The sequence below is a fragment of the Solibacillus sp. FSL R7-0668 genome (assembly GCF_038006205.1).
In the GTDB taxonomy this organism is placed as follows: Bacteria; Bacillota; Bacilli; order Bacillales_A; family Planococcaceae; genus Solibacillus.
Genome location: NZ_JBBOUU010000001.1, coordinates 879853 through 905343, shown reverse-complemented (window position 1 = coordinate 905343; position 25491 = coordinate 879853). Strand labels below are relative to the sequence as shown.

Sequence of the window (25491 nt, the reverse complement as noted above, 5' to 3'; positions counted from 1 at the left end):
AAGCTTTTGTGTATGAAGGGTCGTCCCTCTAACACAAAAGCTTTTTATTAGTGATTAAATTTTTGTTTTAATGCTTGTTCCACGATTGCTGGTACAAGCTCGCTTACATTGCCCCCATATTTCGCAACTTCCTTGACAATGCTTGAGCTTAAAAACGAATATTGATTTTTTGTCATGATGAAAAATGTTTCGATATTTTCGTCTAATACACGGTTCATCGATGTGATTTGCATTTCATATTCAAAGTCTGAAACAGCACGCAATCCACGCACGATTGCCTTTGCATTTTTTTCGCGAGCATAATCAATTAAAAGCCCCGAGGACGTTTCGATACGAATGTTCGGTAATTCCTTCGTTACCTCTTTAATTAACGCTGAACGCTCTTCTACCGTAAATAATGGCTGTTTTGCAGAATTGTTTAATACAGCGACATAAACTACATCAAACACATCTGCGGCACGTCGAATAATATCCAAATGCCCTTTTGTAATCGGGTCAAAACTCCCTGGTACTACAGCTATTTTTTCCGTCATTCGATTGCTCCCTCTTCTCCTTCGTAACGATAAATCGAAATAATTGTACTGCCATACGTTTCTTGTCTAACAAGACGGTACATCCCGTAATTTTCTGGCAGTGTGACTTCTGTAGAATGCTCACACATAATTATCGCCTGCTCAGATAATTTTCCGCCTGCTACAAGCGTTTCGACTAAATCATAATACTCTTTTTTGTGATAAGGTGGATCGACAAATAAATAATCAATCACAATTTCACGCTTTACTAATGCCTTTACCGCACGTGCTGCATCGACTCGGAATAATTCTGAAACGTCCTCATAACGGCATTTTTTGATGTTTTCCTGCAACACTTGGTATGCGCGACTATCCTTTTCTATAAATAAAGCATGCGCTGCCCCGCGGCTTAACGTCTCAATTCCTAGCCCACCACTACCAGCAAACAAATCGACGACTGTCCCACCGTCAAAAAATGGGCCAATGATATTAAATATCGATTCCTTTACTTTATCGGTTGTTGGACGAGTTGTACTACCCGCTACGGCCTTCAATGGCATTCCTTTTCGATCACCCGCTACTACGCGCATGTTTTCACCAATCTTTCTAAAATCGTCTATTATTGATCATCAGGTGCTGTAATCGTAATTCGATTATCCGATTTTGTTAATTCGACTAAAAATAGACGCTGCAACCATGCTTCCTCTATGAAATATTGGCCAGCAACTGTTTTAATAGGCATCGATACCGTATTATAACGACGCTGGTTAAATACATAGAAGCCAGGGTCATGTGGGAATCGGAACGCACGTGTTTCACTCGTTACATAATACCCGTTTTCACCCGTTTTCACATCATATCCTAGCGCATTTAATAAAGAATCCGCAGAATATAGCACTTCCCCATCTTTTAAGACCACTTGAATGGCCTCTTGTTTATGTAAATTCACATAAATCTCACGCGGATCGTTGAATAAAAAAGGATATGAACCTTTTGTTGCCGCATTCATCGTGATATATCTAGTCGTTGCACCTAGCACTTCTGACAGCTGCTCATCTAAAACTTCTGTATTCATCGCTTGTCCTTCTAATGCTTGTAAACGCGCCAACCAATCTTCTAATTGCTGATCGGTCATTTGATTGGTAATCATCGAAGCAACCTCTTTTGTTTTATCGCTGCCAAATACGGTTCCTGTCAAATACGACGCCACTAATTCTTTTACCCAGTTTGGACTGTCGCCAAATTCATACATCGCTTCTAATTGTGAAATGACAACAGTTTGCTGTAATTGTGCAATTGTAATATTCGGTAAAAATAGCATGCGATAGCCTTCTAAGCCATCCATATTGGCACCATTAATAACAGCAAAAGAATCGGCATTTAAAAAGTTTACCTTTTTTAATTTTTCATAAAAGGCCGGTGTTAACGCTGTTTTTGAATAAATGGATAATAGCTCAGATTGATGCTGTAAATCCATGATACCATCTTGCCAGAACAAATCCTTTACCGCACCGCGTCCACTAAACATTGTGTAATTTACTAATGAGAGCTTTTGCTCACCGATTAATGGTAAGCCTGTCACCCACTCCCCTTGAATATCAGGAGAAGTAGAAATATGTACCGTTGAAAATTGAACATCGCCATTTTTTAAGGTTGTAAACACATCTTTCATCAGTTTACTGGACTGCAACCCTTTTTCTAATGGGATGACATAAGAAATGGATTGTGCACGTGTTTCGCCCGCTTTAAAGGTTAAAGAATCCTCACTTAAACGCGCACAGCTATGCTCATTTTCAATAAAACAATTGGGACTGACCGCTTTTTTCGGCCATTCGATGCTAATTTCCTCTGTCGGTAAATTTTTGAAATGCTGACGAATGTCTAAGCTATCGCCATGATATACAATTTCAATTTCCTGTGAGTACTGATAGCCCTTTTCGATCGAGTCTAACTCATTTGAATAAACTTGGAACTGCATAAAAAGGACAGTCCCGATTAAAATTGCTAAAAAAGAAAAAATACTTACTGCAATTTTCATGTGCTCTACCCTCCTGCATCATGATACTATTATAAAAGAAAGGATGTGTCATAATGATTCAACAATTTATCGAACTTGGTCAAGGTTATGGTGACATTTACGAGCTTTGTGAGCTAGTTAAAACAAATGAAAACCGTTTCCACAACGCGTTCATCTTTACTGCTAATCATAACGGCCAACAAGTTGCCTCACTAGCTGTCGCATTGAAGCCAGCTGGTGAAAGTAAATTCATGCCCATATACATTTGCCGCGAAGGGATTCCATTTAATGCGGAAAAGCCTTCGAAGCGCATCGAAATTTTCAAACAAACAATCCAAGAAGTCGGTCAGTTAGAAAATATTTTCGAAATTAAGCACTCTTCTATTTTTTCGGAAACAAATCAATATTATCAATACTTAATTGGCATTTTACGACTAAATCATTACATACCACCTATGCGCTAATTAAAGCCCGATTTTATAATCATATTCTTTTGCCTTATCTGGTTTGGCATTTTCAAATTCGGTTTTGACAAATGGTCGGTATGACTCTACAACGTCTTTCACAAAAGGAAGGCGTTGTATTTTTGTCTTTAAGGCTTCCATGTCCTCACGATTACAATAAATGACTACATATTTTTGTTTGCGTGAAATAAAATTAACATGCCCATATTTCCTCAGCGATTTCGCATGCTTCAACTGATGAACGTAAACAATCAACCCTTGTCTTTCATTCATATAAATCCCTCTTTTCTCATTTAAACGACCACGTATATTGTCAAAAACGAACAGGAACCCCTGCTCATTTGAACAAAATTTTTACTACATTATCCATTAAAAGAATACCAAATGTACAAATTGATAGCAACAGAGTTTAGACAGTTGACGTCTTTATCCGTTATAATAGGAACGAGTAGAGTGATAAAATGCACTCCATACGTTCATGCACGTTTCACACTCTATTTATTCATAGTCATAGTAGAAGAAATGTACGGTTAGAGGAGGACGAATTTAATGGGTAAGAAAACAAAAGTTGCTTTAGCAATTGCTGCGGCGAGTGCTGCGGCATGGGCAGGATCCAAAGCGATTTCGAAGCCACAAAAACGCGAATCTAAAGAAGCATTACAATTTGAACGTCCAATTATTATCGCACAGTATGGGGGCGCTGCTTTAGCTCCTGAACACTCATCACTTGCATTTGAACAAGCAAGCGATCATGGAGTAGATGGATTTGCTGTAAGCGTACGTCTTACAAAAGACGAAGAAATTATTGCCTTCCACGATGCTACTGTTGATCGCACAACAAACGGCACAGGTTACGTCAAAGATTTAACATTAGAGGAACTAAAGCAACTGAATATCGGCTATCATTTTGAATCAATTGATGGCATACGTCCATATGAAGAGGATGCAGTAGCAGTAGTTACATTGCGTGAACTTTTCGAAAAATATCCAAATAAATTATTTATTGTTTCTATTCAAGATAGCCCAGACACATATGAAGGTAGTTTAATGCCTTCGAAACTATGGCGCTTAATCGAAGAATTAGATATTCAGTATCAAATTATCGTAACAAGCCCCTATAGTGAGCAAATTGACCGCTTCAATTTATACGCACAAAACCGCATAGCATTAGGTGCGGGTGAAAGCGACGTGAAAAAAGCAATGACGGCATTTACAAGTCAATTTGGTCATTTATACAATCCAAAAGTAGACTTATTTGTTGTACCGTTAAAAGCAGGAGTTTTCAATTATGACTCACCGCGCTTTGTGAAATTTTTAGCAGACTTAAATGTCCCAACAATGTATAGCGATATCGATGATTTAATGACGATGAATCGCTTAATTCGTCAAGGGGCAATGGGCATTATTACAAATCGCCCTGATATTGCCGCACTCGTAAACGAAACCATCGAAGTTTAAATAAAAAAAACCAACATTCATAGGCGAATGTTGGTTTTTTCATGAAACATTAAGCCGAGCAAGAGCAGCTGCCACCTGTACCACAGCCTGAGCCACATGATGAGCCGCTTGCAAAGAACGGATTGCTTGCTGGAATTTTTACCGCCTCTGAAACGGAACGACCGATAATAAAACTGATTTCATCTAATAAATCTTGATAGTCATTTTCCGCTACTTTCAGAGCCGCTACTTGCTCGTTTAAATCGAGCGCACGCTTTTCTGTTCGAATTTGTTTCATAATTGTATGATAATCAGGATGATATTTTCCGAAGCGTTGGACATCCTCATATTGATCTTTTAATCGTTGAAAGGCCTTAATTTGAGCACTTAATGCTTCATCCCCATACACAGCCATATATGCATTCCGATAGGCTTGCGCTTGTGTAGAAGAGAGTATCATCGCACTTAATTCATCGACCTCATCCAATATCAGGAGCCAATCTGAAGTCATGAGCATTGTTAATTCCTCCAATCTCATCTAATCATAACAGAATCGCTTCGAAAATCAATTGTCGTTGCCTGCTTGTTGCTGTGTATCCTGTAAAAATTGCCGAACACATAGATGATCTGAAAATTCACTTTGAACTTTGCCAATCTGCTGTGTTTTTTCATGCCCCTTGCCTAATATGACAACGGAGTCGCCTTCTTTTGCTTCCTCTAACGCTGCTAAAATTGCTTGCTTCCGATCAAGTACCTCATGAAAAACTTGTGTAGAGGAAAAGCCCTGTTGAATTTGTGCATTGATCGTTTGGGGATCTTCACTGCGCGCATTATCTGTTGTCAAAATAATGATATCAGCATAAATGGAAGCAATCATCCCCATTTTTGATCGCTTTGCTTGATCGCGATTGCCACCACAGCTAAATACAACGATGACGCGTTGTTTTGCTTGCCGTTTTACAGCTTGTAACAGTTGCTTCATTGCATCCGGTGTATGAGCATAATCAATAATAATATCTAAGCCACGGTCATTCGTAATGCGTTCAAATCTTCCTTCAGGCAATTTGAGCTCTTCACAATAGCTGCATAATTGCTCAAGCGGGTATTGTAATTGAACTAATACACTGATTGCCGCTAATACATTCGAGCATTGATAGTCTCCAACAAACGGTATGTGCACAACATGCTTTTCATCCTTATATTGTACTAGGCACGTTGTATAGGTCGCGCCTTCAAATAAAACCTGATAAAAATAATCCACATGCTGGCCCTTTCCGAAAAAGCTTCTTTTCCCCTTTTTCGAAAAGCCAATCGAACGACAAATAACATCGTCGCTATTGACAATAATTTGTTTGGCCATCGTCGCCAATATTTGCTTCGCTAATTTATAATTTTCCATACTTCCATGATCTTCAAGATGATCCTCCGTCACATTTAAAAACACACCAATATCAATATCACTATAATCCAGCCGGTGCTTATGCAAGCCAATAGAGGAAGCTTCCAATACAACATAGCAAATGCCGGCCTTCACTGCTTCATGAAATAAGGTTTGCAATTGCTTAGGCTGCAAGGTCGTTAATGATTCGTAATGCTCGAAAGATTTGATCCCATTGACATAGACACCGTTTGTACCGATGACCATGACCTGTTGCTTCAAACGTTGCAATAATTGTCCAATTAAATGCGTCACAGTTGTTTTACCATTTGTACCTGTTACAGCAATAATCGTCAATACTTCAGCTGGAAAATGATGCATCTTTGCATTGCTATACGCTAAAAAACTCAGCGTATTCGGCACCCAAATAAGGGGCACTGTTAGCTTAGCCGAATTATAATAATGTTCATCGTCCACAACAATCGCTACTGCGCCATTTGATATCGCTTGAGGAATATACGTGATCCCATTTGATACCTTTCCCTTTCTTGCTACAAAAATGGTTCCCGCTGTTACTTCGCTCGTATGATCCTCAATGCGCATTACTTCACATCGCACAGAGCCCTTGACAGTACACGGCCAATCATTTAATAGCTCTGCTAATTGCACACTCACACTCCTTACTTTACTGTATGACCCAAATAAAAAAACGCTACTCGAAGGCAGCGCTTTATTTCTTACTTCATATACAGCTGTGTAAAATTATTCAAATACGCACCCGAACCGATGTGCGTATAGTCTTGATTGACTATGAGTGCACGGTGTTCCTTTGAATTAATCCAGCCATGGAATACTTCAATCGAATCTTTATAATTTGCCGCTACATTTTCCCCAAGCTGCTCATAGCTGATTTCAAGTGCATCTAATTCTCCACCGACATCAAACTTTTCGGAGTCCGTTGCTTGTGTTTCCATTAGGGCTAAAAACATTTGTTCACTATTATCATTGGCTAAGGATGTCAACATATTAGAAAACAGCAATTTCGGTAATTCAAACTTTTGTCGGAAAGCATTCGTTAACGCGGTCAGTTGCCGGCCATTCGCTAAATTAATTTCGATTTGTGCAAAGCTAGAAGGTGTGCTTGCCTCTACTAGCTCCCCAACAAATTGCATTTCGTATGATTTATGTAATACAAGTGTCGCGCCATCTAAAAAACGCACACCATACAGTGTATTCGTTTCTTGATCTATGTAGAGCTGTACATAAACATCGCCATACTTCACTAAAATTCGATTTTTCATATCCTCTTCATTCATCGCAAATAGGTACACATTATCGTCACTTTCAAAGGATACTTCTTGTTCAAAAATCGTCATTCGGTAAATATCTTCAATCGATTCATTGATCGTATAAGGTGTTGTATTAAAATTCATGTCATTTGTAAAGATTTGTGTGACAATTCGATCCATTATCCCTACCATCAATAGGCCTGCCTGCTGTTCATAGATCCACCACTCATAACCAAATTCAGTTGGATCTACGCGCAACGGCTTACCGTAATTATCCAAAATTTCATCACTTGATTTTCCGATATATATGGAAATCCCTGTTGTTGGTCTTGGCAATTCATCACTATTTTGCTGTGTAGGCTCTACATCGACCACGGGTTTCGTTATCGTTGTAGGCCCTTCTAGCACCTCTGTTTTAGAAGGCTCCACATTTGTATAATATACGACAATGCCAATACAGGTCGCGACGATCAATATTTGAAATAAAACCTTCATAAAGCCCTCCACTCTCCTATTATATCAAGTATAATTATACCAATTTTGGCCTCAATGACACAATGTTGTCATTGAAACATTTACCATTTTGTTCTATTATTAAATTTGACCGTATAGTTTTGTACGATAGGTATAAGGAGGATAACGAAATGTATATTGAAAATACACAACTGGAAAATGTTAAAGTAGATCAAGAAGTTTTAACAACAGTAATGGGTAAATTTGGTTTAGAATGCGACGGAGCATGGGATTATGACCGTATGACATTCGACCGTAAATATGACGTTAAAGAAGGCCGTTTCTACTTACGTGTTTTCTGTGATGCTGTATCTGGTGATGTAGGTGCAAATAGCGCAACATTAAACATCAACAAGCCTGCACTCGGCAAATATTACTATCCACATGGTGTTGAATACACAGACGAAGTTTTCCCTTCACATTTATTAAAAGAGTGTGAAAAAGTATTAATTGATGTTCGTAAAGAATTATCTGCATACGGTATTTAATACACGCTAAAAAGCTGGTCGCTCGTATCCAGCTTTTTTTATTTTATAAGAAAAGCTTCTCACACATCTGCATGAGAAGCTTTTCATTAGAAGCCTAAAATTGCTTTAAATACGGAAGTAGTTTCTCCGCCTTCATAAATGACATAGAGTAATAAGTAAACTAAAACCCCTGTAATGGCTACGAAGAACCAAATAATACTTGTAATTGGTCCGATACGACGATGTAATTTCAAGTTATTTTTAAAGCCTGAAAAAAGGCTCGTAAGTCCAAATACAGCACCCGTTGTTGCTAATGTAATATGGAAAACTAAAAAGAATGTATAGTAGCCTTTTAATTCATCTGGTCCACCAAATGCCGTGTTTCCGATAAATACCGTACGTGAAGCATAAATAATGAAGAAAATTAGCGCTGAAACACCCGCAGCAAACATCACTTTTTTATGTGCCTCAATTTTTCGTTGTGCAATTAAAACCCAACCAATTGCTACTAAAACAGCACTGATTACGATAAACGCAGTACTGATTGTTGGTAAAATAGGTACGCCCATTAATAAAATCCCCAATCTCAATAATTCATTTGTTTTCACATGATCAATCATGTCTATTTAGTTTATCATTTTATTAGTAATGAGTTCTATTTTGAAACTCTTTTAGTGCATTTTGTGTAATTTCCTCTTGGCTTGTACGTTCAGTATTCCACCATTTTCGGAAAATACGGAATAAAATAATACCAAATATAATTTCTTGAATAATTTTCATCAGTACGCCACCAACTTGCTGGTCACTTACTAAATCCATATTCGAAAATAATTCTGGGCCAGATAATGACAGCCCTGATAATGTTGATGTAGGCACACATAGCTCCATCGCTTTCATCCACATCTCGCTATCGCTATATGTCCCATACATTGGGCTAGATGCAAAAATAATTAATGCGCAAGCCGGCGTAATTAATACCGCATTCGATGCAATATACGCCAATTTACTTATATTTTTCATTTCATGCTGACCTTCAACAGTATTTAATAATGGCCAATACATAAAAATTGAAGAAATAAATAAAATCATCGTATAGAGCATATGTAGAATTTCATTTAATTTAATTGTGTCAAAAACGGAAGGTAAATGATAAACCGAAAACAATCCGGTAAATAACACAATCGCTACTAAAGGCTTCGTAAAGACTTGAAAAATTGTACGCATCACTGGCGCTTCCACAACAATTTTCCAAATCCAATCTGGAATACCTTTAATAAAGAATATCGGTACTAACAACAATAAAAATGCCATCTGTGTCATATGCAATGTAAACATAATATGACCTAATAAATCAATCGGCGAGCCTTTAATAATATAGAACGAAATGACAAAAAGAATAAAATTGGTCGCTTCACTTTTCTTTAATGGTTCGCTTGCTTTGAATTTATGCTGCCACTTTACAGTTACTAAAAAATATAACACTGTCACGAGAATAAGCGTCCCTAATAAATAAGGACTCCATAATGCTTGAAAACCAAAAATACTTATCGGCATATGACCATGCTCCTTTAAACATCAGTATGTTCATTATAGAATGGGAAATTTATAACTTCAATGGAATAACTATGACAATTGCTTGAAAACAAACATGTATTTTATGTATTTGTTTAATAAGAAATTGCATTCGCGCCCGCCCAACTCCGAGTGAGTAAAACGCCCCGTCCATGTGGCGTGCTACAATGCGAATAGCGATTAACTAACCCCTTTACAACAAGCAAAACGCCCTTAGCACATGCTAAGGACGTGTTTGTTTTGCTTAGTTGCCCCACCAAATGATTGTTGTAAACGCAAGGAAGAACGTAAACGCGATGAAGGCTGCACTCCAAATAAAGAATTCAATCACACCAACCATATGTGTTGAACGGTCTTCTAAGTGCATGAAAGCATAAAGTTGTAATACCACTTGGATTCCAGCAAGTAATAAAATCACTGGAATGATGAACGTTGGCGCGAAGCCAGATAATACAGAAGCAAACGCGATAAATGTTAAGAAAATCATGATCGCAAAGTTTACTACTTGTTTACGCATATGAGCTTTAGACTGAGCCTTGTCATATTCGTATTGAGCTTGAGTACGTACTTCTACATGAGTTCCGTGTGCCATTATCCCAACACTCCCATCAGATATACTACTGTGAAGATGAATACCCATACAACGTCGATGAAGTGCCAGTATAATGAAGCTGCAAAGAACTTCGGCGCGTTGTAAAGGTTAAGGCCTCGACCGCTATTGCGGATGATTAACCCTGAAATCCAAATTAAACCAATAATAACGTGAATTCCGTGCATCCCTACAAGCGTAAAGAACGCAGAAGAGAATGCAGATTGTGTATAACCAAATCCAATATGGACGTAATGCTGGAATTCATAAATTTCTAAGCATAGGAAGCCTAGACCTAAAAGAACTGTAATTCCCATCCATGTACGAACACCGTTAAAGTTATAATTCTTCATATGGTACATTGCATACACAGAAGTTAATGAAGATGTTAATAATAACATCGTCATAATAAATGCTAATGGTAGTTCATATAGGTCTTTTGCAGCGAACTCCATCCCTGCTGGACCATGATCTTTTAATGCGATGTATGTAGCAAACACACTCGCAAATAATACTGTATCTGACGCTAGGAAAATCCAAAGACCAACTAACTTGTTTTTCCCTTCTTGTGTAGCTTGTTCAGGGTGTTTTGGCCAAGTTTGTGGAGTAAATTTTTGATTAATATCCATTACTTGTTACCCCCTTTTTTACCAGTTGCACGGTAGTGAGCTAAATCTGCTTCAATTGCTTCAACTTCAGCAACTGTTACATGGAAGCCAAGATCATCCTTGAACGAACGAGCAATCATACAGCCAATTGTTAAGCCTAAACCACCGATAATTAATGCTAGTGATACGGCTGGTGAAGCACCTGTAGCTGTACCCGCTTGAACTTGATCACCCCATGGGCTGTATAAAGCACCGAATGCAGCGATGAATGTTCCGATTGACATAAGTAAAGGTAAGATTGAGTTGTTTGGCATATGAATTTCGCCTAGTGGCTCAGCATAAACCATCCCTTCTTTGTTACCTTCCTCTTTTTCAATCCAATAAGGATCGAATCCGCGTACAAGTGGTGTTTGTTTAAAGTTATAGAATGGTAGTGGCGTTTCGATTGCCCACTCAAGTGAACGACCATCGCCCCAGTAATCACGTTTGTTAACTGGTTCTGATTTAATCGATAATAATACATCGACTACTAATAAAATTACCCCAACACCCATCATCATAGCACCAATTGTTGAGATGAAGTTGAATAAATCCCAACCTTGGCCGCCCATGTATGTAAATACACGACGTGGCATACCCATTAACCCTAAGAAATGTTGTAGGAAGAACGTTAAATGGAAACCAATGAAGAAGATCCAGAAAGTAAGGACTCCCAGTTTATGATTTAACGCACGGTTAAACATAATCGGCCAGTAGAAGTGAGCTGAACCGAATAACGCAGTTACGATACCACCTACGATTACGTAGTGGAAGTGAGCTACGATAAAGTAAGAATCGTGTAATTGGTAGTCAAGTGGCGCAGTTGCTTGCATAACCCCTGTAACTCCCCCCGCAACGAATGACGGGATGAAACCAAGTGCATAAAGCATTGGTACTGTAACTTTAATCGAACCGCCCCAGATTGTAAGAATCCAGTTGAATACTTTCATCCCTGTAGGAACGGCAATCGCCATTGTTGCAACAGCGAAGATTGCGTTCGCAGTAGCACCTAAACCAACTGTGAACATGTGGTGAGCCCATACCATGAACCCTAAGAAACCGATTAAAATTGTTGCGAATACCATTGAAGAATATCCGAATAAACGTTTACGAGCAAATACAGGAATAATCTCAGAGAATAAACCGAATGCTGGTAATACTAAAATATATACTTCAGGGTGACCAAAGATCCAGAATAAATGCTCCCAAATAATTGTGTTACCACCCATTGTATGGTCGAAGAAGTTTGCTCCGAACATACGGTCCACTAACAGTAAGAATAAACCACCAGTAAGTGGAGGGAATGCGAATAAAATTAATGAACTTGATACTAAAGTAGTCCAAGTGAATAATGGCATACGCATGAACGTCATACCAGGTGCACGCATCGTAATAATCGTTACGATAAAGTTAATACCAGAGATTAACGTACCCGCACCAGAAATTTGTAAACCAAGGATATAGAAGTCGATACCATGTCCTGGCGAATATAAAGATAATGATGCATATGATGTCCAACCTGCATCAGGTGCTCCACCTAGGAAGAATGAAAGGTGAAGGAATACCGCACCAAGGAAGAATAACCAGAACCCTAGTGAGTTTAAGAATGGGAACGCTACGTCACGTGCACCAATTTGAAGTGGTACGATGGCGTTCATAAAGGCAAAGATAATCGGTGTCGCTGCTAAGAATAGCATCGTTGTACCGTGCATTGTTAATAATTCGTTAAATAGGCCTGCAGAAATGAATGTACTTTCTGGGAACATTAATTGAATACGCATAAGTAACGCTTCAAAACCTGCAATTGCGAAGAACAATGTACCGGCAGCTAAATACATAATCGCGATCTTTTTATGATCGACTGTTGTTAAATAGTCCCATACATGTGCCCCAAAGCCCTTTTTCTGTGTAACAGAGCTCACAACTTTAACCTCCTTCAAAGTTTCTCTCTTGTTTTAAAATTATTTTTCAACAGATAATGTCATTAAATATTCAGCAATTGCTTTTGCTTCTTCATCTGTAACATTATATTTACCAGTCATTGTGTTACCTGGTTTGTACTTCTCAGGATCAATAATCCAGTTTGTTGTTTCTTCAACAGAGTGCTCCATGAAACCAGCTAAGCGGTTACGGTCACCGAATGTTGTTAAGTTAGGACCCATACCATTACCAGCTACTGCTGATACTGCGTGACATCCTAAGCAAGAGTTTGCAAATGCCGCTTCCCCAACATCAGCTGATTCTGCGCTTGCAGTTTGACCTTCTGTTGCTTTCATTGATGCAACCCATGCATCAAATGCTGCTGGCTCAAGTGCTTTAACTTTGAAGTCCATTAATGCGTGAGAAGGACCACATAACTCAGCACATTTACCATAGAATACGCCTTCTCCATCATTTAAATCAGCTGATTCTTTGTCGAATTGTAAATAGAATTTGTTAATACCATCAACGTTAGTATCCATCTTACCGCCCGCTGCTGGGATCCAGAAGGAGTGCTTAACGTCCGAAGCGATTAGGTTGAAGTATACTTTTTCACCAGTTGGTACTACTAGCTCTTGCGCAGTAATAATACCTAAATCTGGATATTCAAACTCCCACCAATATAATTTTGCTGTTACATTCACTGTAAGAGCTGTTTTGTTACCATTTTCATCTACTTCATCCATTGCAGCAACATCTGCAAATTTGTAAGTAGAATTCAATGTTGGTACAGCTATAATTAATAGTAAAATAATTGGAATAACTGTCCAGATTACTTCTAATGTGTGGCTTCCTTCTACTTGCTTAGGCATATGATTAGCACCTAATTTAGATCGACGGAATTTAAAGAAAGCAACTAAATAAATTGTAGATACTACGACTACGACTAATGCCATAATCACAATAGTTAATAATAAGATGTTTAGTTGCTCTTTACCTACCGGACCTGCTGGGCGAAGCGTCGAAAGATATTCTTCACCACATGCTGAAAGGAAAACCGTCATTACTGTTAATAGCGAGAATAAACGCCATTTTTTAAGCCCTTTCATCATAGCTTAATAAACCCCTCTTTCTTTGTTGTATTTTCATGTGTAACCAGGACTACGGTTATGTTTATGTGAATTCTTATGCAGTAACTACTGCCAAAGAAAGAATTCCAATACGTAAGCCACTCACTTCAAAATGATTAGCGTTTAGTCCGTAATATTTGCAACAAAGTATTATGCGCCTATAAATTTACCATTGATAGCGAGCTTACAAAAAAATAATCAGTGCTAGAAATTCGAGTCCCCATCAAATCTGTAAATCTACAATATTACTAAAACGAGTGAAGCATAAACGCTAGCCAAATTGCTAGTCCCCACATGTATGGCAGCAAACGATGCCATTGCTTACAAAGCTTCATAATCGTGATTGAAGTTCCAAATAATAATAGTTTGTACGCATTCCCTACTCTATGCTTCGATTTGTATCATTACGTGAAGCAGTCGATATAGATGAATTACCCATTTCATGATTATTTTAACTAAAATTGAACAATCAATTTTAATCAGCGTAAAACGAAAATGCACATGAATTTATTTGGTATGTAATAAACAGTAGTCGTTATTACAAGGGTTGCACGCCTTACTATTACTTTTCCTTTCAAATTTGTAAGCATATTCCGCTACCATTAACTATATCTAAATTTGTATCGGATTTCTAGACGTTTCGTGAAATTTCAAAAAGCAGCATTTCAAAAATTTAGAAGCGCTTAGAAATCTAAAACAACATATATATATAGTAATTCATTTTCTGCCAATATTTGTGAAGGATAGGAGACGAATTTATGAACAATTTGTGAAAAAATGGGTGCTATTTCGAGCGAAACCTTGATATAAGTTGTATTTTTGCCATTTTTTCGCTATCATTTGAAACTAGAGACGCTTTCATAAGCGACGTTGAATATTAAAGTAGGTGGGCTCAACTTTATGCAACAAAAATACAATAAATTTTTAAAATGGTTTGGTGTTTTATCGACGCTTGGCATGTTGCTGATTCTGCAAGGTGGGGCGCTCGTTACGAAAACCGATAGTGGTTTAGGTTGCGGGCGAAATTGGCCAGATTGTAACGGCTCATTAATACCTCAAGAAATTACAACAGAAGTTTTAATAGAATTTTCGCATCGGTTAGTTACAGGTTCTGTTTCCATTTTCATTCTGATTTTAGTCATTTGGACATGGCGTTCGCTTGGACATATTCGTGAAGTGAAATTTTTAGGATTTTTGGCATTATTCTTCCTAATTCTTCAAGCGCTGATCGGAGCTGCACAAGTACTGTGGGGACAAGGAGATTTCATCTTAGCGCTACATTTTGGAATTTCGTTAATTTCATTTGCAGCGGTACTGTTACTTACGTTTATCGTGTTTGAGGCAGATTCCAAATTCGATACCGACCGGATTTTCATGAGTAAAAAATTAAAGATACATACAATCTGCGTTACATTATATTCATATATCGTTGTGTACTCTGGCGCTCTTGTTCGTCATACAGATTCCAGTTTAGTTTGTCCAGATTGGCCATTCTGTCGCAACGAAGAACCATTCGCAATTCCTTATAATATGTATGAATGGGTTCAAATGGGGCATCGATTTGCCGTGCTACTATTCGTCATTTGGATGGTTTATATTACCGTTTATGTCGTTCGCAATTATAAAGAGCAGCGCGTCATTTTCTGGGGCTGGATTACGGCCATGTTACTTGTCATTGGGCAAGTACTAGCCGGCATGCTTGTCGTACTATTTAAGTTACATTTACTTGTTTCATTACTACACTCATTACTTATTACATTGCTATTCGGCTTATTATGCTATTTCATCTTACTCGTTTCACGTTCTAAATAAAAAATCCTAATTCTCTTAGACTAAGAGAATTAGGATTTTTTTCTTTATTGTAATTCGATTAATAAATCACCTGTCGAAATGGCATCGCCTGCTGTCGCATAGACCTCTTTAACGATCCCGTCTTTTGGTGCTTGTACCGTTGTTTCCATCTTCATCGATTCGGTAATTAATAAATGATCGCCACGTTTCACGCTACTTCCTTTATTCACTACAACTTTTAATACCGTACCTGGCATTGTTGCTCCGATTTGGTTTGGATTGGATAGATCCGCCTTCAGTGCAATACTGCCATCAACTTCAACCGTTAAATCTTGAATAACAAGCTCACGTGATTGACCATTCATCTCAAAGTAAATAACACGTGTACCATCATGCTGCGGCTCACCAATTGACACAAGCTTAATGATCAATGTTTTTCCTTTTTCGATTTCGACTTCAATTTCTTCACCCAACTTTAAGCCATATAAAAACGTTGGGGTATCCAGCACCGAAATATCACCAAATTGGTCAGAAGCTTGCACGTATTGTTCAAATACTTTTGGGTATAAGGCATATGCCAGAACATCCTTTTTCGTCGGTGTGCGGCCCATTTTTTCTTCTAACTGTGCCGATAGCTTTTCAAAATCAATCGGTTCTAATAGCTCTCCTGGACGGACAGTAATGGCTTCGCGCTCTTTTAAGACCACTGCTTGTAGCTCTTTAGGGAAACCGCCATGTGGTTGTCCTAGATAGCCTTGGAAAAACTCAATAACAGACTCTGGGAAGTCGATTGCTTGTCCGCGTTCAATGACATTGTCTTCTGTTAAATTATTTTGCACCATAAACAATGCCATATCTCCTACAACTTTTGATGAAGGCGTTACTTTTACGATATCGCCAAACATCATGTTGACACGCGAATACATTGTTTTCACTTCATCCCAACGGTCACCTAACCCTACTGCCTTTGCTTGCTGCTGTAAGTTACTATACTGACCACCTGGCATTTCGTGCACATAAATTTCTGAATGTGGTGCATTCATACCACTTTCAAAATCTACATAATATTTACGTACATCTTCCCAATAGTAGGATAACTTTTCTAAGTTTTCGATATCTGCACGTACATTACGCTCAGAGCCCTTCATTGCATAGTACAATGAGTTTGCGCTTGGCTGTGATGTTAAGCCTGCCATTGAACCTAATGCTGTATCAATAATGTCTACGCCCGCTTCAATGGCTTTTGAATATAAGTAAATCCCATTGCCGCTCGTATCATGTGTGTGTAAATGAATTGGTAAGCTCGTAGTATCTTTTAGCTCTGAAATTAAGCGGTAGGCTGCTTGTGGCTTTAATAAACCAGCCATATCTTTAATCGCTAAAATATGGGCACCTGTTGCTTCTAATTCACGTGCCATCTCTTTATAATACTGCACCGTGTATTTTGCTCGGCTGTCATCTAATATATCACCCGTATAGCAAATCGCAGCTTCCGCAATTTTACCTGTATTACGCGCCTCGTCAATCGCTACTTCCATTCCTTTAATCCAGTTTAGCGAGTCGAAAATACGGAATACATCCACCCCTGATGCCGCTGATTGCTGGATAAATTCACGAATTAAATTATCCGGATAGTTTGTGTAACCAACTGCATTGGCCCCACGTAACAGCATTTGGAATAATACATTTGGTACTTGTTCGCGTAATTTTTCCAGTCGTGCCCATGGATCTTCCTTCAAGAAGCGGTAGGCTACGTCAAATGTCGCACCCCCCCACATTTCTAGCGAGAAGTAGTTATGCATGAGACGTGCGGTTTCATCAGCAATTTGGAACATATCCTGTGAGCGGACACGTGTAGCAAGCAGCGATTGATGCGCATCACGGAAAGTTGTATCCGTTAACAGTACATCCTTTTGCTCTTTCACCCATTTCACTAATCCATCTGCACCTTGCGCATCTAAAATTTGCTTTGTTCCACTTAATGGAGCCGTTAGCAAATCGATTTTTGGCTTATCTGGCTGTACAAAGATGGGCTTCGTGCGCTTTTCTACTCCTGGGAAACCGTTTAATGTGACATTGCCAATATAATTTAATAGCTTTGTACCACGGTCTTTTCGCTCAGGAAACTCAAATAATTCAGGCGTTGAATCGATAAGGCTAGTATCAAAGGCACCTGTTAAAAACTTTTCATGCAATACAACATTTTCTAAAAACGGAATATTTGTTTTCACACCACGAATACGGAATTCGCGTAAATTGCGGTCCATTTTGGCAGCGGCTTCTGCAAATGTCATACCCCAAGTCGAAATTTTCACGAGTAAAGAATCGTAATATGGTGTTACAACTGCTCCTTGGAAACCGTTCCCTGCGTCTAGGCGTACCCCAAAGCCTCCGCTTGAACGGTATACCATTAACTTTCCAGTGTCTGGCATGAAATCATTTGCTGGATCTTCTGTTGTCACACGTGATTGAATGGCATATCCGAATAAAGGAATTTTGTCCTGCGTTGGAATTCCTACTGCCTCTGAATGGATGTCTTCCCCTTGTGCTACTTTAATTTGCGCATGCACAATATCGATGCCTGTAATCATTTCAGTAATCGTATGTTCCACTTGAATACGTGGATTAACCTCGATGAAATAAAATTCATCGCCTGCTACTAAAAATTCAACCGTACCCGCATTGATATAGCCCACATTTTTCATTAACTTAACAGCTGCATTACAAATGCGATTACGCAAATCAGCAGAAATGGAGTTAGATGGCGCGATTTCAACTACCTTTTGGTGACGGCGCTGAATCGAACAATCTCGCTCATATAAATGCACAATATTGTCATGTGTGTCACCAATAATTTGAACTTCGATATGCTTCGGCTTAATAATTGCCTTTTCCACATACACTTCATCCGAGCCGAATGCTGCCTTGGCTTCAGACTTTGCACGGTCATAGGCATCTTGAACCGTGTCAGCTGAATGCACAAGACGCATGCCTCGTCCCCCACCACCAAGTGCTGCTTTAATCATGATTGGATAGCCATGTGTAGCACCAAATGTTTGCACTTCTTCTAAGCTTGCTACCGGACCATCTGTTCCTGGAATTACTGGAATTTCTGCTGCAATCGCTTGCTCACGCGCTTTTACTTTATCGCCAAACATATCTAAATGATGTGAAGTTGGCCCGATAAATTGAATCCCTTCCTCTTCACAGCGACGTGCAAATTGAACGTTTTCTGCTAAAAATCCATAACCTGGATGAATCGCATCAACATTGGCCTCTTTTGCAATTTTAATGATGCCCTCAATATCTAAGTAGGCATCAATTGGTTTTTTACCTACCCCTATAATGTACGCTTCATCTGCCTTATAACGGTGGTAGGAGCCGCTATCCTCGCGTGAATAAATTGCTACGGTGTTAATGTGCAATTCATTACATGCGCGTAAAATACGAATGGCAATTTCTCCCCGGTTTGCTACTAAAATCTTTTTAATCGTTCTCATTTCTCCTCAACCCCTCATTACTTTCTTTTTTCTAGTTTGTAATGTGTAGAAACATTGATTAAAATCCCCATTGCTATAGATAGCAATAATATAGAAGTACCGCCATAACTAATAAAAGGAAGCGTTACTCCGGTTAACGGGATAATTCCCGATAAACCACCTAAGTTAATAAAGGTTTGTGTACCAATCCAAGTTGAAATGCCCGCCGCGAGCATACGTGCTAACGGGTCTTTTGTTTTCATTGCAACATAAAAACCGCGCATTACAATGAAACCTAAACCAAAAATAACAATTGAAACGCCAACAACACCAAGCTCCTCGGCAATGATGGCCATAATAAAATCGGTTTGTGGCTCTGGTACGTAGCCGAGCTTCTGAATTGACTGCCCTAATCCACGTCCTTCAAGCCCTCCTGCACCGATTGCATAATAACCATTTATAACATGATACCCTGAGTTGAGTGGATCACTAAATGGGTCTAAATAGGATGTAATACGACCTCGGCGACTTGAGTTAAACACCGTGTCCCATTTGAAAATTAAAATTCCAATCGCACCAATAACCCCTAGTACACTTAATAAGCCAAAAATTCTTTGTAATGTTTTCCCCTTAACGCCGCTCGCAATAACGACCGACATCGCAATACAAACAATGATAGCAAGTGCCCCTAAATCGGTTTCAAATCCTACGACAAGCACGATAAATAACCACATGACTAATGGTGGAGTGACATCCTCAAACGATAAAAGCTGCATGGAACCTTTATGAACGCTCTTACGATAAAAGGTACCTGCAAAATAAATAATAATGAATAATTTAGCAAACTCGGATGGTTGAAAGTTCATCACACCAAAGTCTATCCAGCTTCTGGCACCATTTACTTCATTCCCAATGAGTATTAATGTCACCTCAAGGAAAACCATCAGCGCAAATAATAGCCCTAAAATCTTTTTATCTGCAAATCTCTTATACGGAAAAATGACCGCCGCTAAAAATAAGCAAAATGCCATGCAAATATTGATTAATTGGCGCTTATAATAATGATCTGGATCTTCGTCGAAATGGACGATGGATACCCAAATACTGGCACTATAAATCATGACAAGTCCAAAGAGCATAAGGGATATGTACACAAATAATAGCCCATAATCAAAGTTACGGAAATAATTTTTAAAATATTGCTTCATATTTTCAAAACCTCATTTTTTGAAAAAAAAACTCAAAGCGCGTGAAAGCGTTTGAGTTTTCTTTTATTTGTCTGTATACGCATCATGTAATAAGGAAAGCTTCTTTTCTAATGAATCTAGAATTTGCTTCCCTTGCTCTCTCTCAATTAAACCAAGCTTCGTTGCAAACTCGATTTCACGCGATAAACCAAACATTTGGGTATCTAATACTTCTTCATACAATGGACAAGATGGCATAGTCAAATTATCCATTTGTACGTGAATTAATTGAGCGATTTTTGCTGCGTCTGCAGTTAGTTGTTCTAATGCTTTTTCCTGAAAGGAAGCTTGTGCTTTCGTATCCATGAGGACGCCCCCATCTATGAAATTTCTTCGATTCTATCTTAGTAAAGTGTATCTTTTTACTACAGAAATTGCAAGCGTCTTTGTATGATTTAGATTCAATTCAATTATATTTCTTTCTAAGCCAGAAAACGTTATAATAATGTAGGAAAATAGTTAAGGGGGACTTACAAATGGTCGAAACAATCATCCCAGTTAAAGGTGCGGTCAAATTTCAATTGACACTTGACCCAACTGTATGGATTTTCGATGATCGAAAGCTTGATCTGAATACATATTTTGTAACAGAAAAAGCTGAAGAAGATAACGAAAAGTACTTACGCGACATGGGTGCACACTGGTCACGCGAAATTATGGAAGGTGCGGTATTCCCACCGACATTAAAAACGGAGCGAAAATTTGACCGTAAAGGTATGATGACTGGTACATTCGGCATGGAAATCAAACCATTTTTAAACAATGCCGAAATTCAAGCAGATGCCAAAGAAGTTGTTTTCGAATGTTCAAACAACGAAGAACATACATTTTCACTTGAAGAAGCTCAACACTTCATTTTTAAATTTAGTCAAGAAGGTAAGCCTTTATTAGAAGATGGTCCTGTGCATGTGTTATTTGCAGACGGCTCAAATGTAGATCATCCAATTAAATTTGTTCGCGCGATTCGTATTCAATAGGAGGTACAACCATGCGTGTAAAATGTGTCATTTGCGATGCAATACATGAATTACCGAGTGATTTACCTTTAGCAAAAAAATTGCGTAATCGTCCGATTCATACGTTTATGTGTCCAGCATGCACCGACCGAGTTGCAGAGAACACACAAAAACGAATCGAAACAGGAAAATTCCGTTTCTTTAGAACCTCATCTAAATTTGATGAAGAATTTTAACAAAAGCGTATTCGCGCCCTTTTAGCTCTGAGTGGGCAAAACGCCACGTCCATGTGGCATGCCCCCAATGACTCACATCGTGTGAGCCTGAGGCATTGGAGGGCCCGACGAGAAAGTAAACGCTTCACCACTTTCGACGGCGGGACCTAATGATGCGAGGAGCTGGCGCGAATGCCTAGACACTGTTACAACGAAAAATTTTAAATTTTGTTATTTTAAAAAGGCGACGAGCCCTCAATAACTGAGAGCTCACCGCCTTTTATTATGGCTTAAAATTCAAATGCTTGTTTATGAAACTTAAAATCGATAAAACTCTTTTCATTAATTTTACTTAATTGGAAGAACTGTCCTACCTCGGTTTTTACCCCTTCAAATACCCGCTCGTCCTCAACGACATATGCCTCAATAGCAACGGGTATATTACCAAACTGTGCTTTGAGTGCATCAGCAGCTTGTTGTGCTACTTCTTCGGTTAAATCCTCTAGCACTAACAGATGCACAGTTGCTTTATCTACGGTTGCTTCTTCTAATGGAATATCTTGTTGTAAGCCATCTTGGAATACATTTGACATGACTAAGCTTTCTTCACCAACAATTGGCTGTAATAAATCATTTACTTTTGCGTTGATGTTTTCTGCATAATATTCTCCCGAATACTCGCCGTCATTTACTTCAAAGTCATAAACAATCTTTGTTTTTTCAGATTGTACAGTTATTTCAAAGTCCTTTTTAAACGCACCCGCTGTTGATTTTGTTACAACAAATTGATCATTATATCGTTCACTTAATTCTGCTGCCGCATTATCCTCGTTTTTCGCTGATAAAACAGCAGGTATGAAAATGATACATGAAATAATAACTAGCGCTAAAAAGACCGTAATAATGACTTGTTTTTTTGTAAAATTCATAATCCTCTACTCCATTATATTTATTATCCCCAATTGTAAATTATACTGTTTGATCGAAACAGGCACAATTAAACGCACTCATAAAAAAGAAGCAGAAAACACGCAATGGTTTTCTGCTCCATAAAATTATGCTTGTTTTGCTTGTTCTCGTTTTTCGCGCCATAAGCGTGATTTATAAACGATTAAAATTAACGCCGAAATAATTAACCCTTCAATCATCGGTAAAAATAACGCTAAAAATGTCAGAACAATACATCCAATAAACAGGAATGTATAGATGATTACGTTTTTACGGATTGGTAATTTTTTCGCAAAACCTAGTTTGTAGACAAGTGCCGATAAAAGGAATACGAGAACGAATGTGACATAGCCGGCGATATCATAGTTTGGCAAATTTTCGTATAAATATCTTGTAATTCCTGACATACGATTCATAACATCCATCGTTTCTTCTGTAGATACAGTTGTTAGTAATACTAAATTTAAATAGCTAGATAATAGAGCCATCATATTCAACATCATTCAACCTTTCCTTAATCAATTACGCTGCGGCGTAATTGTGTCCAGATTTTTTTCAAGGCCTCTTGAAAAATTCCCCTAAAAAATCTGCGACATCCGCCATTTATTATGCTTCTAATTCAGCGTTCTTTTTCTTTTTCGCAACGCGCTCACGTTCACCTTTGTCAAGAATTTGCTTACGTAAACGAATTGATTCTGGCGTTACTTCTAAATACTCATCATCACCTAAAAATTCTAATGCTTCTTCAAGTGAAAGAATACGAGGCTTTTTAATAACATTCGTTTGGTCTTTGTTTGCCGAACGGATATTTGTTTTTTGTTTTTGCTTTGTAATGTTTACTGTGATGTCATTGTCACGTGTATTTTCACCAACAATCATCCCTTCGTAAACTTCAGTACCTGGCTCAACGAATAATGTACCACGGTCTTCAACACCCATCATACCATAAGTTGTTGCTTTCCCGTTTTCCATTGATACTAATACACCTTGGTGACGACCGCCAACTTTCCCTTGTACAACTGGTGCATAATGATCGAATGTATGGTTCATCATACCGAAACCTTTTGTTAACGACATGAATTCTGTTGTATAACCGATTAAACCACGTGCAGGTACGTTGAAAATTAAACGAACTTGTCCTGAACCGTTGTTAATCATGTCTAACATTTCACCTTTACGCGTACCAATTGACTCGATAATTGATCCCGTATTTTCTTCAGGAATGTCAATTTGTACACGCTCGATTGGCTCTGATTTCACACCATCGATGTCTTTAATAATTACTTGTGGTTTTGATACTTGTAGCTCAAAGCCTTCACGACGCATGTTTTCGATTAGGATCGATAAGTGAAGCTCACCACGACCTGAGACTGTCCATGCATCTGGAGATTCTGTATCTTCAACACGTAATGATACGTCTGTTTGTAATTGTGAACGTAAGCGCTCTTCAATTTTAGAAGAAGTTACCCATTTACCTTCGCGACCTGCGAATGGTGAGTTGTTAACTAAGAATGTCATTTGTAATGTTGGCTCATCGATGCGTAATGGTGTTAACGCCTCTTGATGGTCTACTGGACAAATTGTTTCCCCAACATTGATATCTTCCATACCTGAAATGGCAATTAAGTCGCCAGCTTTAGCTGTTTGTACTTCCTCACGCTTTAAGCCGAAGAAACCAAAGATTTTTGTTACACGGAAGTTTTTCACTTTACCGTCTAATTTCATTAATGCTACTTGTTGCCCTACAGAAATCGTTCCACGGAATACGCGACCGATACCAATACGACCAACGAAATCGTTATAGTCTAATAATGACACTTGGAATTGTAATGGCTCATCCGAGTTATCTACTGGAGCTGGAATCGCTTCAATAATTTTTTCGAATAAGCAGTTTAATGAATCTTCTTGTGTATCTGGATTTGGATCTAGTGATGCTGTACCATTTACACCTGAAGCGTACACAACTGGGAAGTCTAGTTGATCATCATCTGCACCTAGCTCGATGAATAATTCTAATACTTCATCTACTACTTCTAATGGACGAGCAGATGGTTTATCGATTTTGTTTACTACAACGATTGGCGTAATTTTCTGTTCTAACGCTTTCTTTAATACGAAACGCGTTTGTGGCATACAACCCTCATACGCATCGACAACTAAACAAACGCCATCTACCATTTTTAAGATACGTTCTACTTCACCACCGAAGTCTGCGTGTCCAGGCGTATCAAGGATGTTGATACGAGTACCATTATAGTTTACTGCTGTATTCTTTGCTAAAATCGTAATTCCACGCTCACGCTCAATATCACCTGAGTCCATCGCACGTTCTTCAACGCGCTCATTCGAACGGAAAGTACCGGATTGTTTTAATAATTGGTCTACTAACGTTGTTTTACCATGGTCAACGTGAGCAATAATTGCGATATTACGTATATCTTGACGTATATTTGTCATGATTCCACTCCATATTCTTTTTTCAATTGTTTAACTGTGATATTATAGCACATGAAAGATTAAATGTCTTTTTAGAAAAATACATGATCATTTTTTGTCACAAATAATAAATGATTATTGGAGGTATAGATCATGAATAAAGCAAAATTCGTTATGTTTATTTATGCGCTAGCTGCTGTTTTGTCAATGGTGAGTATCGGCTTTGCATTTTCACTGATTTTCATGACTGGCGATAAGTACGAAATGATCGGTTGGTTTGGCGTTGTACTTGGAATTGTGCTGATGTGTGCCATTTTCGGCATGGCATTCGTCCAAAAACGTAAATTCCGTGACAAAGGCTTACTCTAAGCATCTTTTCATTCGTAATTATGTTGTAGGGGCTGTCCTAAAATTCATTGGACAACCCCTTTCTTACCTCCAGTCAATAGTTTTTATGAAAATAATTTGTATGTTGGATAGATTT

At 38.5% G+C, this 25491-nt stretch carries 26 protein-coding genes; 7 read left to right on the top strand and 19 right to left on the bottom strand.

Features of this window, described 5'->3' with window-relative positions; all coding sequences use genetic code 11:
* Window positions 1-47: 47 nt before the first annotated feature.
* From coaD to MKX47_RS04130, 3 genes are read right to left on the bottom strand one after another with little or no spacing between them, the layout of a single operon-like run.
* Window positions 48-533 (bottom strand): pantetheine-phosphate adenylyltransferase, encoded by a 486-nt coding sequence (coaD, locus tag MKX47_RS04140; RefSeq protein ID WP_340771452.1) that lies wholly within the window; start codon window positions 531-533, stop codon window positions 48-50.
* The gene (gene rsmD / locus MKX47_RS04135; RefSeq protein ID WP_340771449.1) at window positions 530-1102 is read right to left on the bottom strand and encodes a 16S rRNA (guanine(966)-N(2))-methyltransferase RsmD; all 573 of its coding nucleotides are present in this window, start codon (window positions 1100-1102) and stop codon (window positions 530-532) included. The genes coaD and rsmD overlap by 4 nt, the downstream gene beginning before the upstream one ends.
* 29 nt (window positions 1103-1131) lie before the next feature.
* The gene (locus MKX47_RS04130; protein WP_340771447.1) at window positions 1132-2550 is read right to left on the bottom strand and encodes an RNA polymerase II; all 1419 of its coding nucleotides are present in this window, start codon (window positions 2548-2550) and stop codon (window positions 1132-1134) included.
* A gap of 53 nt (window positions 2551-2603) precedes the next feature.
* Between MKX47_RS04130 and MKX47_RS04125 the strand changes: the two genes are divergently transcribed.
* Complete coding sequence (locus MKX47_RS04125; protein WP_340771445.1) at window positions 2604-2993, top strand: DUF7147 family protein; 390 nt, start codon at window positions 2604-2606, stop codon at window positions 2991-2993.
* Here MKX47_RS04125 and MKX47_RS04120 read toward each other — a convergent pair whose 3' ends face one another.
* Window positions 2994-3266, bottom strand: a complete 273-nt coding sequence (locus MKX47_RS04120; RefSeq protein ID WP_340771443.1) for a YlbG family protein — start codon at window positions 3264-3266, stop codon at window positions 2994-2996. It lies immediately after the preceding gene.
* Window positions 3267-3542: 276 nt separating this feature from the next.
* On the opposite strand from MKX47_RS04120, the gene MKX47_RS04115 reads away from it, so the two are divergent.
* Window positions 3543-4451 (top strand): glycerophosphodiester phosphodiesterase family protein, encoded by a 909-nt coding sequence (locus MKX47_RS04115; protein WP_340771440.1) that lies wholly within the window; start codon window positions 3543-3545, stop codon window positions 4449-4451.
* A gap of 49 nt (window positions 4452-4500) precedes the next feature.
* On the opposite strand, the gene MKX47_RS04110 is transcribed toward MKX47_RS04115, so the two are convergent.
* From MKX47_RS04110 to MKX47_RS04100, 3 genes are all read right to left on the bottom strand, one after another.
* Complete coding sequence (locus MKX47_RS04110) at window positions 4501-4947, bottom strand: YlbF family regulator (RefSeq protein ID WP_340771439.1); 447 nt, start codon at window positions 4945-4947, stop codon at window positions 4501-4503.
* 48 nt (window positions 4948-4995) lie between these two features.
* Window positions 4996-6477, bottom strand: coding sequence for a UDP-N-acetylmuramoyl-L-alanyl-D-glutamate--2,6-diaminopimelate ligase (locus tag MKX47_RS04105; RefSeq protein ID WP_340771436.1), 1482 nt, complete (start codon window positions 6475-6477; stop codon window positions 4996-4998).
* A 68-nt stretch (window positions 6478-6545) separates the two neighbouring features.
* Window positions 6546-7592 (bottom strand): CAP domain-containing protein, encoded by a 1047-nt coding sequence (locus MKX47_RS04100; RefSeq protein WP_340771432.1) that lies wholly within the window; start codon window positions 7590-7592, stop codon window positions 6546-6548.
* Between the two features lie 149 nt (window positions 7593-7741).
* Here MKX47_RS04100 and MKX47_RS04095 point away from each other — a divergent pair, with 149 nt between their 5' ends.
* Window positions 7742-8098, top strand: a complete 357-nt coding sequence (locus MKX47_RS04095; RefSeq protein WP_340771430.1) for a YugN family protein — start codon at window positions 7742-7744, stop codon at window positions 8096-8098.
* 86 nt (window positions 8099-8184) lie between these two features.
* Here the strand turns inward: MKX47_RS04095 and MKX47_RS04090 are convergent, their stop codons facing one another.
* From MKX47_RS04090 to coxB, 6 genes are all read right to left on the bottom strand, one after another.
* Window positions 8185-8646, bottom strand: a complete 462-nt coding sequence (locus tag MKX47_RS04090) for a DUF420 domain-containing protein (RefSeq protein ID WP_340771427.1) — start codon at window positions 8644-8646, stop codon at window positions 8185-8187.
* Window positions 8647-8719: 73 nt separating this feature from the next.
* Window positions 8720-9631, bottom strand: a complete 912-nt coding sequence (ctaG, locus tag MKX47_RS04085) for a cytochrome c oxidase assembly factor CtaG (protein ID WP_340771426.1) — start codon at window positions 9629-9631, stop codon at window positions 8720-8722.
* Between the two features lie 262 nt (window positions 9632-9893).
* A complete protein-coding gene (locus MKX47_RS04080; protein WP_340771424.1) occupies window positions 9894-10241 on the bottom strand; it encodes a cytochrome C oxidase subunit IV family protein in 348 nt (115 codons plus the stop codon).
* The gene (locus tag MKX47_RS04075; protein ID WP_340771422.1) at window positions 10241-10867 is read right to left on the bottom strand and encodes a cytochrome (ubi)quinol oxidase subunit III; all 627 of its coding nucleotides are present in this window, start codon (window positions 10865-10867) and stop codon (window positions 10241-10243) included. The genes MKX47_RS04080 and MKX47_RS04075 overlap by 1 nt, the downstream gene beginning before the upstream one ends.
* Window positions 10867-12807, bottom strand: a complete 1941-nt coding sequence (locus tag MKX47_RS04070) for a cbb3-type cytochrome c oxidase subunit I (protein WP_340771420.1) — start codon at window positions 12805-12807, stop codon at window positions 10867-10869. Before MKX47_RS04070 ends, MKX47_RS04075 begins: the two co-directional genes overlap by 1 nt.
* 39 nt (window positions 12808-12846) lie before the next feature.
* A complete protein-coding gene (gene coxB / locus MKX47_RS04065; protein WP_340771418.1) occupies window positions 12847-13917 on the bottom strand; it encodes a cytochrome c oxidase subunit II in 1071 nt (356 codons plus the stop codon).
* A 918-nt stretch (window positions 13918-14835) separates the two neighbouring features.
* Here coxB and MKX47_RS04060 point away from each other — a divergent pair.
* A complete protein-coding gene (locus MKX47_RS04060) occupies window positions 14836-15747 on the top strand; it encodes a COX15/CtaA family protein (RefSeq protein WP_340771416.1) in 912 nt (303 codons plus the stop codon).
* Between the two features lie 44 nt (window positions 15748-15791).
* Here MKX47_RS04060 and pyc read toward each other — a convergent pair whose 3' ends face one another.
* From pyc to MKX47_RS04045, 3 genes are all read right to left on the bottom strand, one after another.
* Complete coding sequence (pyc, locus tag MKX47_RS04055) at window positions 15792-19226, bottom strand: pyruvate carboxylase (protein ID WP_340771414.1); 3435 nt, start codon at window positions 19224-19226, stop codon at window positions 15792-15794.
* A gap of 17 nt (window positions 19227-19243) precedes the next feature.
* On the bottom strand, window positions 19244-20413 hold the full coding sequence (locus MKX47_RS04050) for an FtsW/RodA/SpoVE family cell cycle protein (RefSeq protein ID WP_340771411.1): 1170 nt from the start codon (window positions 20411-20413) through the stop codon (window positions 19244-19246).
* Window positions 20414-20476: 63 nt separating this feature from the next.
* Window positions 20477-20758, bottom strand: coding sequence for a YlaN family protein (locus MKX47_RS04045; protein ID WP_340771409.1), 282 nt, complete (start codon window positions 20756-20758; stop codon window positions 20477-20479).
* Window positions 20759-20928: 170 nt separating this feature from the next.
* Between MKX47_RS04045 and MKX47_RS04040 the strand changes: the two genes are divergently transcribed.
* The gene (locus tag MKX47_RS04040; RefSeq protein WP_340771406.1) at window positions 20929-21429 is read left to right on the top strand and encodes a peptidyl-prolyl cis-trans isomerase; all 501 of its coding nucleotides are present in this window, start codon (window positions 20929-20931) and stop codon (window positions 21427-21429) included.
* 11 nt (window positions 21430-21440) lie between these two features.
* Window positions 21441-21644 (top strand): YlaI family protein, encoded by a 204-nt coding sequence (locus MKX47_RS04035; protein WP_340771403.1) that lies wholly within the window; start codon window positions 21441-21443, stop codon window positions 21642-21644.
* 269 nt (window positions 21645-21913) lie between these two features.
* Here the strand turns inward: MKX47_RS04035 and MKX47_RS04030 are convergent, their stop codons facing one another.
* The 3 genes from MKX47_RS04030 to typA form a co-directional block, all read right to left on the bottom strand.
* Entirely contained in the window at window positions 21914-22552 is a 639-nt protein-coding gene (locus MKX47_RS04030; protein WP_340771400.1) for a fucose permease, read from the bottom strand.
* Window positions 22553-22678: 126 nt separating this feature from the next.
* A complete protein-coding gene (locus MKX47_RS04025; RefSeq protein ID WP_340771397.1) occupies window positions 22679-23074 on the bottom strand; it encodes a YlaH-like family protein in 396 nt (131 codons plus the stop codon).
* A 103-nt stretch (window positions 23075-23177) separates the two neighbouring features.
* Entirely contained in the window at window positions 23178-25028 is a 1851-nt protein-coding gene (typA, locus tag MKX47_RS04020) for a translational GTPase TypA (protein WP_340771395.1), read from the bottom strand.
* A 132-nt stretch (window positions 25029-25160) separates the two neighbouring features.
* Between typA and MKX47_RS04015 the strand changes: the two genes are divergently transcribed.
* On the top strand, window positions 25161-25376 hold the full coding sequence (locus MKX47_RS04015) for a DUF5325 family protein (protein WP_340771392.1): 216 nt from the start codon (window positions 25161-25163) through the stop codon (window positions 25374-25376).
* The last annotated feature ends 115 nt before the right edge of the window (window positions 25377-25491 follow it).